We start from the raw sequence: 16,042 nt of genomic DNA on the forward strand, positions 1-16,042 counted from the left end.
GTCTTATATAAGACAGAATAAATATAGCGATTAATATCTATTGATTTTAGTTTAAACGTGCAATTTTCCTACATGCAGTATAAAGAAAGTTATTATTTGACATCGACAACATCTAGTTAAACTAGGGAGCAAAAGCATGTTTAAGCACAAAGAAACGAAAACTAATGAAGCCAAAATAGCCCAGGATACACTAGAGCGATATTCTGGATCGTCTATTGAAGAATTTTGTTCCTACCTACTTTTAACGAACTTTGCTCACTATACCCACGTATTTGCAGAAGCTTATCAGGTACCTATTTCAAAAGGATCTATGTTTTCTGCAGCACACGCTCCCCAAGTCAACGCGTCCATTTTGGATTTTAAATTAGGATCCCCTGGAGCAGCTTTAACTGTAGATTTATGTTCTTTTCTCCCTAACTTAAAAGCTGCAGTTATGCTTGGCATGTGTGGCGGTTTACGCTCGCACTATCAGGTTGGGGATTACTTTGTCCCCATAGCAAGTATTCGAGGAGAAGGAACCTCTGATGTCTATTTCCCTCCCGAAGTCCCTGCTTTAGCAAATTTCATAGTGCAAAAAACTATCACAGAAATATTAGAAGAGAAAAAATCAAGCTACCATATTGGAATTACTCACACCACAAATATCCGTTTTTGGGAGTTCAATAAAGAGTTCCGAAAGAAACTCTATGAAAATAAAGCGCAAACTATAGAAATGGAGTGTGCAACCCTATTTTCTGCAGGTTATAGAAGAAACCTTCCCATAGGAGGTTTATTGATTATTTCCGACTTACCCCTGAGAAGGGAGGGGATAAAAACTAAGGAAAGTGGGAATCATGTGTTGAAGACATATACACAAGATCACATCACTACAGGGATTGATGTCATTTCAAGATTAGACACAGTATTGCAAAACCGCCCTATAAAAGCCAATAAAGGCTTGCCTCATATGGAACTTGGAGAGGCGGATGATACCATGCCTAAAGATTCTGGCATTTCAGATAGCGATTATTGAGAAAGAATTCTCTGCAAAATGCAATCTGCAGTAAATCCACAAGCTTCCGCTACATCGGCGGGAGCTCCGGAATAACCAAACCTATCCATAGCAATAGCTAAGCCATTCGAACCGATATATTTATACCAACCCAATGCAGATCCTGCCTCTATAGATACTCTTAAACCTAAATCGCCACCGATCACACTTTCTCGGTATTCAAAATCTTGCTGTTCGAATAACTCCCAACAAGGGAAAGAAATTACACGAACTTTTTTATCCAAATGGATCAGCTCTTGTGCTACAGCTAAAGCTAAATGTAACTCCGATCCCGTAGCAAATAAAGTATAATCTGGTTTCCCTTGAGTCTCTTTTAAAACAATGTAGGCTCCTCGGCCTAAACCTTCTTTAAAGGGTCTGTTTGTTTGCGATAGCGTAGGCAAATTTTGCCGAGAAAGTATCAATGCTGTGGGGCCGGCATAACGCAATGCGGCATGCCAAGCTCCCTTAACTTCATTAGCATCCCCAGGACGGATAACTTGTAAACCTGGAATTGCTCGTAACGACATAATTTGTTCTATAGGCTGATGGGTAGGACCATCCTCACCAACAAAAATAGAGTCGTGGGTAAATTGATAAATCACTGGTAATTTTGCTAAAGCAGCCAAGCGAATAGCATTCCTTAGATAATCAGAAAATACTAAGAATGTTCCTCCAAAAGGCCGAAACACTTGTGAGTAAGCGAGGCCATTCATAATAGCTCCCATACCAAATTCTCGAACACCATACTTAATATTTCTACCCGAGAAATCATGGCTATTAATATCTTTAGCATCGGTTATCCAGGTCCCATCAGAACTCGATAGGTCTGCTGATCCTCCAATAAGAGAAGGGATATTCTTAGCTAAATCTTGAATAATCTTGTTAGATGCCGCGCGTCCAGCTATGTTCTCTGGCATTGCTACACCTTCGAGTATTACCTCTAGTTGCTCTGAGGAGAGGGGTGATTTTAATGAAAGAAACTCTTGATACAAGTCAGGGAATAGACGAGACCAAACACGAAAATTGTCTTGCCACTCTTCTTGAACTTTGCGATCTTCATGCAACTTATTAGAAAAGAAAGACTTTACTACAGGAGAAATGAAAAACTTCTCTTCAGGCAGATGCCAGAAACGTTTTGTCTGTTCTACACCAGCTTCTCCTAAAGGAGATCCATGCGCCTTATGGCTGCCTTCTTTAGGAGAGCCATGCCCAATGACTGTATGTGCTATTATTAATACAGGACGTTGCTGAGATTGCTTAACTTTCACAAACGTTTCATGAATGCCTAAGAAGTCGTACCCATCAACTTCATAAACTTCCCAACCGTAGGACTCAAAACGTTTTTTTACATCTTCTGAACTAACTTCTCCTAAAAAACCATCTAAGACAATATTGTTATAGTCATAAATCACTACAAGATTGTCTAAACCTAAAGTCCCTGCAAAGCTGCAGACTTCATGGCTAACGCCTTCCATCATACACCCATCACCAGCCAGGCAGTATACTTTACCATTAAAAATTTCATGCTCAGGACGATTAAAGCGGATTCCAAGCATCTTCATAGATAAAGCCATACCTACAGCATTACCTAATCCTTGACCTAAAGGCCCTGTAGTTGCTTCAACACCCTCCGTCTCTCCAAATTCTGGATGACCGGGAGTCCGGGAATGCAGCTGACGAAATTGCTGAAGATCCTCTAAAGAGACATCATACCCAGCAAGATGAAGACAGGCGTATAACAAAGCTGAACCATGCCCTGCAGACAAGACAAAACGATCTCTATCAATCCATAAAGGATCTTTTGGGTTGTGTCTTAAAACAGAACTGTATAGGTAAGCGGCAAGTTCCGCACAACCTAAAGGCAATCCCGGATGACCAGAACCAGCTTTTTGAATGATCTCTATACTCAATTGTTTAAGAGTTCCTGAGACCTTTTCCAAGATATCTATATCTACTTCTCTGTTCACCATTTATCAGACCTAAAAGCACTTCACAAGAATATAAATACCGAAATTATAGGGCATGCATTACCAAAAAGCAAGACTACTCGCAATATAAGATCCCTCAATGTCTTTATGACGATTTCTTACTTAGGCTCTCACAGGTGTATAGAACATTTTTTATGAATTAAGGACAAAAAGATTCTTTCTTAGGACAGGATTAGAGACTAAAATACATCTCTCCCATATAATCACAGGAAGTTCAACGTTTTTGACATTGCAAAGTCATTCCTTATGTTAAGTAACACTCTCCGATCTAATTTTTTAAAATTTTACGCTAACCGGCACCATACCATTGTTTCTTCCTCACCTGTCTTTCCTCATAACGACCCCTCCATTCTCTTTACCAACGCAGGAATGAATCAATTCAAGGATATTTTTTTAAACAAAGAAACCGTGAGCTATTCACGAGCTACAACTTCTCAAAAATGTATCCGCGCTGGAGGCAAGCATAATGACCTCGATAACGTTGGACACACATCTCGACACCTTACTTTCTTCGAAATGCTAGGAAACTTTTCCTTTGGAGATTACTTTAAAGAGGAGGCTATTGCTTTTGCTTGGGAGGTTTCTTTATCTGTTTTCAATTTCGATCCGGATCTTATCTACGCAACAGTACATGAAAAAGATGATGAAGCCTTTGCTCTGTGGGAACAACATTTGCCTTCCGAACGTATTTTCCGTCTAACTGATAAAGACAATTTCTGGAGCATGGCTGAAACAGGCCCTTGTGGATATTGTTCTGAGCTTCTTTTCGATCGTGGTGAGAAATTTGGCAAAGCAGCCTCTCCTCTAGAAGACAATGAAGGCGAGCGCTTTTTAGAATACTGGAATCTTGTATTTATGGAGTTCAATCGCTCAGCAGAAGGTTCCTTACTAGCCCTACCTAGTAAACACGTGGATACTGGCGCAGGTCTAGAGCGTTTGGTTTCTATTATCTCTGGAACAGACACTGTTTTCGAAGCTGATGTATTACGTTTGCTGATTTCAAAAACAGAAGAATTGTCTGGGAAAAAGTACCATGCAGATGAAGCTCTAGGAGCTGCTTTTAGAGTAATCGCTGACCACGTGCGTTCCTTATCTTTTGCTATAGCTGACGGCTTGATCCCTGGAAATACAGAACGCGGATACGTGTTAAGAAAAATTTTGCGACGTTCTGTAAACTATGGAAAACGTCTTGGGTTTACTAAACCATTCCTAGCAGAAATCGTCCCTGCTTTGGTTGATGCTATGGGGGAAGCGTATCCTGAATTACGTCTATCCGCGTCCCAAATTCAAGAAGTCATGACCATAGAAGAGGAGAACTATTTCAAATCACTTCATCGTGGTGGGAATTTACTTCAACAGGTCCTTAAATCTTCTTCTTCCTCATCCATCATCTCTGGAGAGGATGCTTTCAAATTAAAAGATACGTATGGATTACCTCTGGATGAAATCGCCTTGTTAGCTAAAGATTATGATTTCTCTGTAGATCTAGATACCTTTTATCAATTAGAGAAAGAAGCTAAAGAGCGTTCCAGAAAAAATATAGCTAAATCTCATAATGCTACAGATACAGTATACGATTCGCTTTCTTTAGGAGAGAATTCCGCATTTATTGGTTATAATGACCTTTCATGCGATACATTTATTGAAGCAATTATCAGGAATGGTGAACAAGTTCCCTGTCTTAAGGAAAAAGAAAAAGGTATTTTAATCTTAAAAGAAACCCCCTTCTATGCAGAAAAAGGAGGTCAGGTTGGTGATTCTGGAGAGATATTCTGTTCTGATGGAACATTTGTAGTTAGTCACACGACCTCTCCGAAAGCAGGGATTGTTATTCATCATGGTGAAATCTCTCAAGGACAACTTTATCCAACACAAGCTGTAACCGCACAAGTACATTGTCTACGTAGAAAAAATATCAGCAACAATCACACAGGCTGTCATCTTTTACATAAAGCTTTAGAAATGACTCTTGGAGATCATATCCGCCAAGCAGGATCTTTTGTTGATGATACAAAGATTCGTTTAGATTTTACACATCCAAAAGCTATCGCCCCTGAAGACTTAGCTTCTATTGAGCTTTTAGTTAATGAGAAAATCCGCGAAAATCATCGAGTGGAGACCCGAGAAGCTTCTTACTCTGATGTAATGAATTCTAAAGAAATTAAGCAATTTTTTGGTGACAAGTATAGCGATGTTGTTCGCGTAGTCTCAGCAGGGTTTTCTCATGAGCTCTGTGGAGGTACTCATGCAGAGTTTACAGGAGACCTTGGTTATTTCCGCATCCTTAAAGAGCATGCTGTAGCAACAGGGATCCGTCGTATAGAGGCTGTAACAGGAAAAGAAGCTGAAGTTTTAGCACGTCAAGACAATCAAGATCTCAATGAAATTGCGCTTATTTTACAATCTCCTCGAGATCAAATTCTGAATAAATTACAAAACATTTTAGATGAGAAAAAAGAACAAACTAAACTCATTTCTGATTTAGAGAACAAGCTTATCTATTCTTTATTGGATAAAGTTATTGACCGTTGTCAGCAAATTAAAGATGTTTCTTATTTCATTCATCATTTGCCTGAATCGGAAAGTCATCGCTTACAACAGTACGCCAACTGCTTACATCAAAAAATACCAGCACGTCTAGTTTCTTTATGGACTACTCAGAGAAACGGGAAGTATATCATATTTTCAAGAATTTCTGACGATCTGGTTAAACAAGGATTACAAGCTAAAGATCTTTTAAAAATATTACTCACACCTTGTAGTGGTCGTTGGGGAGGGAAAGATATATTCGCACAAGGTAGTGCTGATAGTCTCCCACAAGCAGACATATTAAATAACACTTTATGCCAATGGATTTCGACCCAGTTAATTTAAACCTATCTATTCTATCTGAAATAACTAACACCTCGGTTCCATTACTAATAGAAAATATCCTTCCTGGAGCTCGTAGTTTCTTATCTGCTAAGTTTTTCTACGAGAGGAAAGAGTCTGTGGTAATGATCACCACGCGCTCTCGTATTGACGATCTTTTTGAAGATCTTGCTTCGTTTTTAGGGTTCCCTCCTGTGGAGTTTCCTTCATCAGAAATTGACTTATCTCCAAAGCTTGTTAATATCGATGCTGTTGGGAAACGTGATAAGATTCTTTACGATTTATATGAGAAGAAAGCTCCTATATTTTGTGTGACAACACTAAAAGCTTTACTGGAGAAAACCCGATCACCAAAAGATACAGCTCACCAACATTTAGATATCCAAGTTGGGGATGTTCTTGATCCTGATATCATGATCGATCTATGTAAAAATTTAGGTTATCGCCATGAAACTCTTGCTAGCGATAAGGGGGAGTTTGCTTATAGAGGAGGGATTATCGACATCTTTCCTCTATCTTCTCAAGAACCTTTCCGGATAGAATTTTGGGGAGAAAAGATCATCTCAATACGTCCTTTTAATCCTTCTGATCAACTCTCAACAGGGAAAGTTTCCAAGCTGTCTATATCCCCTGCAACAAAAGATTCGGGAACAGAAGTTTTATCACACTGCCTATTAGATTATTTTGATACACCCCCAGCATTTCTCTTCGATAATTTAACAATGTTAGAAGATGATTTCTCTGATATTTCAGGGACTTTATCTTCGCTACCTAACCGTTTTCTACCTATCCAAGATTTATGTCGACGCGCCTTTCAATCTCAGACGATTTTCTTTGAAGAGAAAAACTTTCCTAATGTTCGTACAATTAAAAATAACAAAGTAAATATTGAAGTCTTCCACTGCGATGTTCAAGCTTCCCGACTTGTTGCTCCTTTTATCTATCCTAACGAAATTATCGATGAACAAGAAAATCCCCTTCTGGGTTTTCTACAAAAGCTTCAAGAATATATTCCTAACAAAGGACAACCTTTTAATGTAGCCTTCTACAATACAAAAGCAAAATCTTTAAAAGAAGCTCGTGCCCTAATAGAAACTCTAGGCCAGAACTCTATACAAATCTATGAAAAATCTGGAAATCTCTCTTCTAGCTTTGCTCTTGTAAACGAAAGATTTGCTGCTATTTCCCTATCGGAATTTGCTTCTACAAAAGTATTGCGAAGACAAAAACAGAGAAATTATTTTTCTGTAACTACTGAAGAAGTATTCGTACCTATTCCTGGAGAGACAGTTGTTCATTTACACAATGGTATTGGCAAATTTATCGGAATGGAAAAGAAACCAAACCATTTAAATATTGAAACTGACTATCTAGTTCTTGAATATGCCGACAAAGCACGGCTATATGTGCCTTCAGACCAAGCCTATCTGATTTCACGTTACGTAGGAATTTCTGACAAAACTCCTGACCTTCATAATCTAAATGGCTCTAAATGGAAACGATCTCGAGATCTCTCTGAAAAGTCTCTTGTATTATATGCTGAGAAACTCCTTCAGCTCGAAGCACAGCGCTCTACGACTCCTTCATTTATTTATCCTCCCCACGGAGAAGAGGTGATTAAATTCGAAGATAGCTTTCCTTATGAGGAAACTCCAGATCAATTGAAAGCTATTGAACAAATTTATTCCGATATGATGTCCGATAAGCTAATGGACCGTTTAATTTGCGGTGATGCAGGATTCGGAAAGACGGAAGTCATTATGCGAGCCGCTGTGAAAGCTGTTTGTGATGGTCAGCGACAGGTTATTGTTATGGTCCCCACAACCATTCTAGCAAATCAACATTATGAAACCTTCACCCAACGTATGGCAGGGTTACCAATAAATATTGCTGTTCTTTCACGCTTTTCTGAAGGGAAAGCACTAAAAAAAATCTTTGAGGATACGGCTCAAGGCAATATTGATATTTTAATCGGCACACATAAACTAATAAATAAAAACTTAGAATTCAAAAATCCTGGTTTATTGATTATTGATGAGGAACAACGTTTTGGTGTTAAAGTTAAAGATTTTCTCAAGGAGCGTTACCCTACGATAGACTGTCTCACAGTATCAGCTACACCTATTCCGAGAACATTATACATGTCTTTATCGGGAGCCAGAGACCTCTCTTTGATTACCATGCCTCCATTAGATAGACTGCCTGTCTCTACTTTTGTTTTAGAACACAATGAAGAAACTGTATCTGCAGCCCTACGGCACGAATTATTGCGAGGTGGTCAAGCGTACGTAATTCATAATCGTATTGAGAGCATTTTTAGATTAGGGAATACAATACGGACCTTAGTGCCAGAAGCACGTATTGCTGTTGCTCATGGCCAAATGTCTTCAGATGAGTTAGCTTCTATTTTTCAAAAATTTAAGGATAAAGAAACTAATATCCTTGTAGCAACAGCACTTATAGAAAATGGTATCGATATTCCTAATGCTAATACTATTTTAGTCGACCAAGCAGATAAATTTGGCATGGCCGATCTGTATCAGATGAAAGGTCGTGTAGGAAGATGGAATAGAAAAGCCTACTGTTATTTTTTAGTTTCCCATTTAGATAGATTATCTGGCCCTGCTGCAAAACGTTTACAAGCTTTGAATAAACAAGAATATGGAGGCGGAATGAAAATTGCTCTCCATGATTTAGAAATTCGTGGTGCGGGAAATATTTTAGGAACCGATCAATCAGGGCATATCAGTGCTATTGGATTCAACCTTTACTGTAAGTTATTGAAAAAAACGGTCGCTGCTTTAAAGAACAACTCTTCTCCTTTATTATTCAACGACGATGTAAAAATAGAGTTTCCTTATAAATCCCGCATACCTGATACTTATATAGATTTGGCGTCTCTGCGTATAGAATTCTATCAGAAAATAGGTGGCGCTGAAGATGCCGAACAGTTAGATTTTATAAAAGAAGAGATGCGCGATCGCTTCGGGCCTCTACCCGAAGAGGTTTTATGGTTATTTGCATTAGCTCACGTACGTCTATTTGCTCTACAACACAACATTTCTAGCATTAAAGGCACGGGGAATGCTTTGTATATTCAACAATGTCATGGAAAAACCGAGCAAATAAAAAAAACATTACCCTATTCTTTATCCCCCACCCCAGAACTACTGGTATCCGAAGTATTAGAATCTATAAAGAAAGCATTTCCTCTAAAAACCCCTCGTTAAGGAGGCTCAATGTCGAAATTTTACGACGTGATAAAACCCAAAGCCTCACGTCCACCTGTATGGTTTTTACGGCAAGTAGGCAGATACATGCCTCAATATAGAGAACTCAAAGGTTCTCAAACATTGAAAGCTTTTTTTCACAATACAGATGCTATTACAGAAGCAACCCTTTTAGGGCCAAGCTTACTAAAAGTAGATGCTGCTATTCTCTTTGCTGATATTCTTTCGCTATTAGATGGCTTCAATATCTCTTATGATTTTGCTCCAGGACCGCAAATCTCTTTTTCCCCTGAAGAAGAACTCATTTTTACAAAAGATCCTCAAGATACGTTTTCATACCTTCTTGAAGCTATCAAGAATCTCGTCAAACATTTATCAGTTCCTCTCATTGCGTTTGCAGCATCTCCCTTTACAATGGCGTGTTACCTTTTAGATGGCGGAGTTTCTAAAGATTTTCCAAGGACCATGGCTTTCTTGTATCAGCACCCCAAGAGGTTCGACGCGCTGCTTAAGCAATTAGCGGAAGGTACTGTCATCTATCTTAAAGAACAAATCCGAGCAGGAGCTTCAGCTATTCAGCTATTTGAGTCTTCTAGCCTACGTTTACCCTCAGCCTTATTTTCTCGTTATGTAACACTACCAAATACCCAACTCATCACCCAGTTAAAAAACTACGTTTCCTCTCCTATAAGTTTATTTTGTCGCTGTTTTGATGAAAACTTTATAGATCTCTATTCTACGGGAGCGGACACTCTACATCCTGACTACCATGTAAATCTTAGTAAGATCTATACATCAGTTACAGATCCAGGATCTTTACAAGGAAATATTGATCCCGCACTATTCCTACTTCCTCAAGATCAGTTTCTAAACCACCTTGAAAAGTACCTCTCTGTTTTAAAACATCAACCTAATTACATTTTCAATTCAGGGCATGGTATTCTTCCTGAAACTCCTTTAGAAAACGTGCAAGCTGCGGTATTATGTTTAACGTCAATTTCAACTTCTTAGAAGGTCTTCACCAACCTGCACCAAGATACACAAGCTACCCAACAGCTCTTGAATGGGAAGAATCTGATACGGATCCTGCCTACCTTGCTTTTAAGTATCTTCAAAAAGATAATAGCCCTTTATCCCTGTACTTTCATATTCCCTTTTGCCAGTCTATGTGTCTGTATTGTGGATGTTCTGTAGTAATCAACCGTCGCGAAGACATTGTAGAAAACTATATTGCTACGCTCGTCAAGGAAATGGAGTATGTTCATACGCTCTTAGGAGGAAGACGGAAAACTTCACGGATCCATTTCGGAGGAGGAACTCCAAGCAGGTTATCCAGAAAACTATTTGAAACACTTTTTTTCCATATCCATCGTTTATTTGATCTTTCCGAAGCCGAAGAAATTGCTATTGAATTTGATCCGCGTTCTTTAAGGAACGATGATAAAAAAGCAGAATTTATCCAGTCTCTAGGATTTAATCGTGTGAGTTTAGGAGTCCAAGATACCCAAGCTGCTGTTCAAGAAGCTGTACGGCGTCGTCAAAGTCATGAAGAGTCACTTTATGCTTATGAAAAATTCCGCGAGTTAGGTTTTGAAAGCATAAATATAGATCTAATTTACGGTCTTCCAAAACAAACTAAGTTAACATTTACTCAAACGATTGCTGATATTTTGCATATGCGCCCTGACCGCTTAGCGTTATTTTCATTTGCTTCTGTTCCATGGATAAAACCTCATCAAAAAGCTATGAAAGAAAGTGCTATGCCCTCTATGGAGGAAAAATTCGCCATATATTCTTATGCTCGATATACGTTAACACAAGCAGGTTACCAAGCTATTGGATTAGATCATTTTTCTCTACCTGAAGACCCATTAAGCATAGCTTTTAAAAACAAAACTTTGATTCGGAATTTTCAAGGCTACTCTTTACCTCCTGAAGAAGATCTTATAGGGTTGGGAATGACATCAACAAGCTTTATCCGTGGTATATATTTACAAAATGCCAAAACTCTAGAATCTTACCATAAGAAAATTCTTTCAGGCTCTCTAGCTACAATTAAAAGTAAAATTCTTTCAGAAGATGATAAAATAAGAAAATGGGTAATTCATAAGCTTATGTGTACTTTTGTGGTATCAAAAGAAGAATTCACCAAGCTTTTCGGTTATTGTTTTGATGAGTATTTTTCCGAAAGTCAAGAACGGATAAATAGCATGGTGACTACAGGATTAATTCAAAATAGTTCATCTTTTCTTACCGTAACACCATTAGGAGAGCTGTTTGTACGTGTAATCGCTACAGCGTTTGATGCATATTTCTTAAAAACTGTTTCTTCAAATCCTAGGTTTTCAAGATCCATATGAAAAAAGCCATCGTCATAGGCGCAGGAATTTCAGGATTATCCACAGCGTGGTGGTTACATAGGAAATTCCCCAATAGCGAACTTGTAATTATAGATAAGGCAGATCGACCTGGCGGGCTTATCCACTCAGATTACCAAAAGAATTTTTCCTTGGATCTCGGACCTAAAGGTTTTCTAGTAAGTGGTGAGGGACAGTATACCCTTGGATTAATTCGTGATTTAAAACTGGAAGAGGCTCTCATTGTTAGTGATAAAACTGCGAAAAAACGTTTTATACGTTACAAAGGGAAAACACGAAAAGTCTCCCCATGGACATTAATAAAAGAAGGTTTGCCTTTCGCTATCATCAAAGACCTCTTTGCCTCCCGATATACAAAAGATAGCTCTGTATATGATTTCCTAAGTCGCCATAGCACAATAAATCTTATTCACAATGTATTAAATCCTGTTGTTACCGCAATTCGCGCAGGACATAGTAATCTACTTTCTGCTCATATGGCCTTCCCTTCCCTTTCTCAACGCGAAGCAAAAACAGGATCAATTTTACGCAGCTACTTAAAAGAACCTTCGAAGAAAACAACAAATGGAGCCCCTTATCTGGCTTCGCTACGTCCCAATCTAGGAATCCTCATTGATACTTTAGTAAAAAAACTACCCGTAACCTGGAAGCTTTCTTCTCCTGTTACAAAGATAGAGTGTTCCCCATCAAAGGTTATAGTATCAACTACACAAGAAACATTCTCAGGAGATCTAGCAATATATACAGGGGCCACGTCTCTACTTCCTTCTCTTATTCATATTCCAGGAATGCAACAGCTTGCGAATAAAACACTTCATTGGGATCTCTCGTGTGCAACACTGGGATGGAATAGGGATATGCCTTCCATCCCTAAAGGTTATGGTATGCTATTCTCTGACGAACCACCCTTATTAGGTATTGTCTATAATTCGCGAGTCTTCCCTGACCAGATGCCTGGGAAAACAGTTCTATCATTACTATTAGAAAACCGTTGGCATCAAGAAGAAGCTTTCGCTTTTTCCTTAGCAGCGATTTCTGAGTATTTAGGGATTTCTACAAAACCCGATGTATTTTCATTATTTTCCCCAGAAGAAGGTCTACCTCAACACGGCGTAGGGTTTTTAGAAATGAAAAATCAGATACTCCCCGTAATTCCTCATAATCTAAAAATTGTCGGGCAGAACTTCTCGGGTCCAGGATTAAACAGATGTGTAGCCTCAGCCTATCAAACTGTTGCTGCTATCTAAGGGCAGGAAACGCTCACAAAGAGAAAGTGTGGTGGTGATCATCTCTCTGAAATATTCTCGTCTTGAAGACATTTCGAGTAATCTTTTTTCAACATGATCTAGGAGATGCTGGGTTAGCTTATCTTTTTCATTAAGCTTTTCATAAGCACATGCTAGTCCTGATACCCAACGCATTTCCATGGCTACACGATTATTAATTTCTTCAATAAGGACTACCTGAGGATGATTAGGCGTTTCCCAATCCCCTTTTACTTCTTCAAAAACCTTAACGGCGCGAGCAGCATCCCCCAAGGAAAGATAAGCATCAGCAAGGTCTAATTTCAAAGTATAGTATACGTATACCCAAGCCTTCGCATTTTCTCCACATAAAGTGATCTCTGAAAATTCATCCAAAGCTTTTATAAACCAGCCGATTTTTCTTATCATTTCCGTTTCTGCATGACCTTGGAAATAGTATACCAAAGATAATAATGAGGAATGGGGGAACAGTTCTTGAAAGCACGATAAGTGTAATAACGCGTTCTCTTTCCCTGAAAGATAGTCGTCTATATCATAGGCAAGAAGATATAAGCGATCTCCATATAAACGCAGATCAAGACGATAACAATAAAGGTCCAAAAGCTCTTGATTAGACTGAATCCGTGTTAACGCCCAAACTAACCTAACCGTTGACTGCAATGCGGAACGCGCTTGTGAAAAGATATTTGTGAGAGCAGAACTAGCTTGAGGATCACGATAATATAGGGCAGAAAAACAACATTTTGCGATATCCTCGAATGAGGACGAGAAAGATAACCGTGTTGTATAAGTTGCCTCTTTAAATAATTCTCCACGCCGAAAAGCTAACCATAAAGTTAACACCCGACTATATTCAGGATTCTGTGATTGCTCTAAAGTTTTTTGTAGATACAGTTGTTCCGTTATATCTATTTGGTGATCAATAAGGGCAAGTATAGGACTAGCATTACGCCTCCTATAACGATTGATCATATCATAGATAAAATAGTGATAGAGGTCCTCAAGAGCTACTTCACTACTACCTAATGATTCACATAACTTCACAACAGGAGACACAAAACTAGGATCTTTCTTTAGAAATAACGCGTCTATAGATTTTAAAATTTTACGATGTAGAAATGAGACATGAGATTTAGAATTCAACTCTTCGCACAAATCTATCTTTTTCTGAAGAGCGTAGGAAAGAAATAATCCTAAACCGGCCTCTTTACGACTCCAACTTTTATAAGCTAGAAGAAAGAAATCTTCAGCATCACTATACTTTTGTTCATAACAAGAAATACATCCTAGATACTCATACACCCGAGATAATGTTACTCCTAATCTAGAAGCATGATCTAAAATTGACACAAAAATCTCTCGAGATTTCGTGAAATCTTGTTTCTCATAACTATAGCAACCTAAGAAAAAACTATATTCTGGGAAATACTTATGTTCAGGGACAAATACAGATTCTCCAGCAAGCAGTAAGCGTCGCATGGCAGATAGGTTCTTCTCCTGATGATAGATCTCTAATAATGAAAAGTAACCATAATAAAGTAATGTCGATTGTAAATAATTTCCTTGATCTATCAGAACCTCTAACTCACGAATGCCTTTTTTCTGATTCCAAGGAAGAGTATACAAGGCATGCGCAAGGAGGAACACATCAACCTCGTGAGCACGTTGTACTTCGCCTCGCGATATTCTCAATACTAAGTTGTCAATAGATTGAGCATAGTCTTTTTCAGATTGACAATAAGGCAATAGTAAAGATTCACAAGAATCTCCAACTTCTCGTGATTTCTTAATTTTCAATCCTAAAACAATCTTTTTTAAGAAATTTTTTTCTATATCAATAACATCGGGATGAGGACTACAGGTTCCCGTTGCAATAGCTTGAGAAAGCTTCTCACATAATGCTAAAGCTTCGTCGTAATTTCCTCGTTCTTGCATTACAAGAATCTCTTGCTTGCGATCCTCATAACTACTATGTAAAGTCATACTATAAAGTTCGAGTAAGAGATTGTCTTCTAATGTGTCTCTTCCCCTCTCTATACTATGAAATTGCGTTATCAAATCCCTTAAAGAAACTCCATCAGGATTTAATTTCTGCCAAGCAAGACGTATTTCAGACCTAATGTGAGAAGGCATTGTCACTACGGACAATAACTTTCTGATAATATCTTTACTGGTAGATCTATCTTCTTGTTTGATTCTGATCTGTATATACTGACGCGTTAACGACGCTATAGTTTCCCAATCTCTAGGAGACAACGCTGTTTTTTCAAAAATAATACGCTCTACAAATGCCGAAAAAATTTCATCACAAACACTTCCAGACTTCAATGCTGTATACACATCTGCACAGTAATGACCAAAAGACAATTGCTGAGTTGGAGCAGCCCAAACACTCCCCACACTCAAAATTAAAAAAAACTGGAAAATGCGTAGTAACAGATGGTGATATACTTTCATGATAGATATCTCTCTACCATAGTACTGGCAGGAATTAGAAAAAATCACAATAGTTCAAAAAAAAACAAACTATAGGTGAACCAAAAGTATAGTAGAAGACTCTATTACTAAAAAAGAATGTTCTGTTTGGGGTCTTTTATAAATTAAATAGCTACAGAACCTCTAAACTACCTACAAAACAAAAAAAGAAAACTCGCACATGAAAATGTACAAGCTCTTCTTTAAAAAAAAAGATATTAAGCCTATGCCAACTAACATACTGACAAACAAAGAAGTATGAAAAATTAAAAACTAGTAGTGATTCTCTGTTTTTCTTTTCTCTAAAAAAATTGTTGCATGAATTTGAACAAACAAACTAATTACAAATTAAAACAAGTAAAAATAGTTTAAAACAACAACTAGAGGACGCTTTTCATGGCGCTAAAAGATACGGCAAAAAAAATGAGAGATCTGTTGGAAAGTATCCAACGTGACTTAGACAAGGCCGAAAGAGGAAATAAAGCAGCAGCTCAACGAGTACGTACGGACTCTATCAAGCTAGAAAAAGTTGCTAAAGTATATAGAAAAGAATCAATCAAAGCTGAAAAGTCTGGCTTGATGACTCGCAAGCCTGCAACAAAAGCGAAAAAGGCTGCTGTCACTAAAAAATCAGCATCTAAGCCTAAGGCAAAAGCTAAGCCAAAAGCAAAAGCTAAAGCTACCCCTAAAGCTAAAGCCCCTACAAAAAAGACTCCAGCTAAAGTAAAAGCTAAAAAAAACTCTAAATCTCGCTCCCTAAGAAAATAGTTTTTTCCTTGTCTTGGTTTTTAGAGGGTAATTA

The 16,042-nt window shown here is 38.2% G+C and carries 9 protein-coding genes; 7 read left to right on the forward strand and 2 right to left on the reverse strand.

Annotated elements, in window-relative coordinates; all coding sequences use genetic code 11:
• Positions 1-136: 136 nt before the first annotated feature.
• Positions 137-1,012, forward strand: coding sequence for an AMP nucleosidase (locus tag E1N70_RS01245; RefSeq protein WP_131743768.1), 876 nt, complete (start codon positions 137-139; stop codon positions 1,010-1,012).
• Here E1N70_RS01245 and tkt read toward each other — a convergent pair.
• Positions 1,006-3,003 (reverse strand): transketolase, encoded by a 1,998-nt coding sequence (gene tkt, locus E1N70_RS01250; protein WP_131743769.1) that lies wholly within the window; start codon positions 3,001-3,003, stop codon positions 1,006-1,008. The genes E1N70_RS01245 and tkt overlap by 7 nt on opposite strands.
• Positions 3,004-3,267: 264 nt before the next feature.
• Between tkt and alaS the strand changes: the two genes are divergently transcribed.
• The 5 genes from alaS to E1N70_RS01275 are packed head-to-tail and all read left to right on the forward strand — an operon-like array spanning position 3,268 to position 12,747.
• Entirely contained in the window at positions 3,268-5,895 is a 2,628-nt protein-coding gene (alaS, locus tag E1N70_RS01255; RefSeq protein WP_131743770.1) for an alanine--tRNA ligase, read from the forward strand.
• Complete coding sequence (gene mfd / locus E1N70_RS01260) at positions 5,865-9,122, forward strand: transcription-repair coupling factor (RefSeq protein WP_131743771.1); 3,258 nt, start codon at positions 5,865-5,867, stop codon at positions 9,120-9,122. Before alaS ends, mfd begins: the two co-directional genes overlap by 31 nt.
• Before the next feature lie 9 nt (positions 9,123-9,131).
• Positions 9,132-10,133 carry a uroporphyrinogen decarboxylase gene (gene hemE / locus E1N70_RS01265; protein WP_131743772.1) on the forward strand — a complete coding sequence of 334 codons (1,002 nt, stop codon included), beginning with the start codon at positions 9,132-9,134 and terminating at the stop codon, positions 10,131-10,133.
• Positions 10,106-11,482 carry an oxygen-independent coproporphyrinogen III oxidase gene (gene hemN, locus E1N70_RS01270; protein WP_131743773.1) on the forward strand — a complete coding sequence of 459 codons (1,377 nt, stop codon included), beginning with the start codon at positions 10,106-10,108 and terminating at the stop codon, positions 11,480-11,482. The genes hemE and hemN overlap by 28 nt, the downstream gene beginning before the upstream one ends.
• Complete coding sequence (locus E1N70_RS01275) at positions 11,479-12,747, forward strand: protoporphyrinogen oxidase (RefSeq protein ID WP_131743774.1); 1,269 nt, start codon at positions 11,479-11,481, stop codon at positions 12,745-12,747. Before hemN ends, E1N70_RS01275 begins: the two co-directional genes overlap by 4 nt.
• Here E1N70_RS01275 and E1N70_RS01280 read toward each other — a convergent pair.
• Positions 12,718-15,222 carry a DNA-binding protein gene (locus E1N70_RS01280; RefSeq protein ID WP_131743775.1) on the reverse strand — a complete coding sequence of 835 codons (2,505 nt, stop codon included), beginning with the start codon at positions 15,220-15,222 and terminating at the stop codon, positions 12,718-12,720. The two genes, E1N70_RS01275 and E1N70_RS01280, sit on opposite strands and share 30 nt — an antisense overlap.
• Positions 15,223-15,636: 414 nt before the next feature.
• Between E1N70_RS01280 and hctA the strand changes: the two genes are divergently transcribed.
• Positions 15,637-16,008, forward strand: coding sequence for a histone H1-like protein HctA (gene hctA / locus E1N70_RS01285; RefSeq protein WP_131743776.1), 372 nt, complete (start codon positions 15,637-15,639; stop codon positions 16,006-16,008).
• Positions 16,009-16,042: the final 34 nt, after the last annotated feature.

Source organism: Chlamydia buteonis (genome assembly GCF_900634605.1).
Classification (GTDB): Bacteria; Chlamydiota; Chlamydiia; order Chlamydiales; family Chlamydiaceae; genus Chlamydia; species Chlamydia buteonis.

Bases quoted from the DNA above. Each gene is read 5' to 3' on its own strand.
- E1N70_RS01245 (WP_131743768.1), top strand. From the start codon at position 137: ATGTTTAAGCACAAAGAAACGAAAACTAATGAAGCCAAAATAGCCCAG.
- tkt (WP_131743769.1), bottom strand. From the start codon at position 3,003: ATGGTGAACAGAGAAGTAGATATAGATATCTTGGAAAAGGTCTCAGGA.
- alaS (WP_131743770.1), top strand. From the start codon at position 3,268: ATGTTAAGTAACACTCTCCGATCTAATTTTTTAAAATTTTACGCTAAC.
- mfd (WP_131743771.1), top strand. From the start codon at position 5,865: ATGCCAATGGATTTCGACCCAGTTAATTTAAACCTATCTATTCTATCT.
- hemE (WP_131743772.1), top strand. From the start codon at position 9,132: ATGTCGAAATTTTACGACGTGATAAAACCCAAAGCCTCACGTCCACCT.
- hemN (WP_131743773.1), top strand. From the start codon at position 10,106: ATGTTTAACGTCAATTTCAACTTCTTAGAAGGTCTTCACCAACCTGCA.
- E1N70_RS01275 (WP_131743774.1), top strand. From the start codon at position 11,479: ATGAAAAAAGCCATCGTCATAGGCGCAGGAATTTCAGGATTATCCACA.
- E1N70_RS01280 (WP_131743775.1), bottom strand. From the start codon at position 15,222: ATGAAAGTATATCACCATCTGTTACTACGCATTTTCCAGTTTTTTTTA.
- hctA (WP_131743776.1), top strand. From the start codon at position 15,637: ATGGCGCTAAAAGATACGGCAAAAAAAATGAGAGATCTGTTGGAAAGT.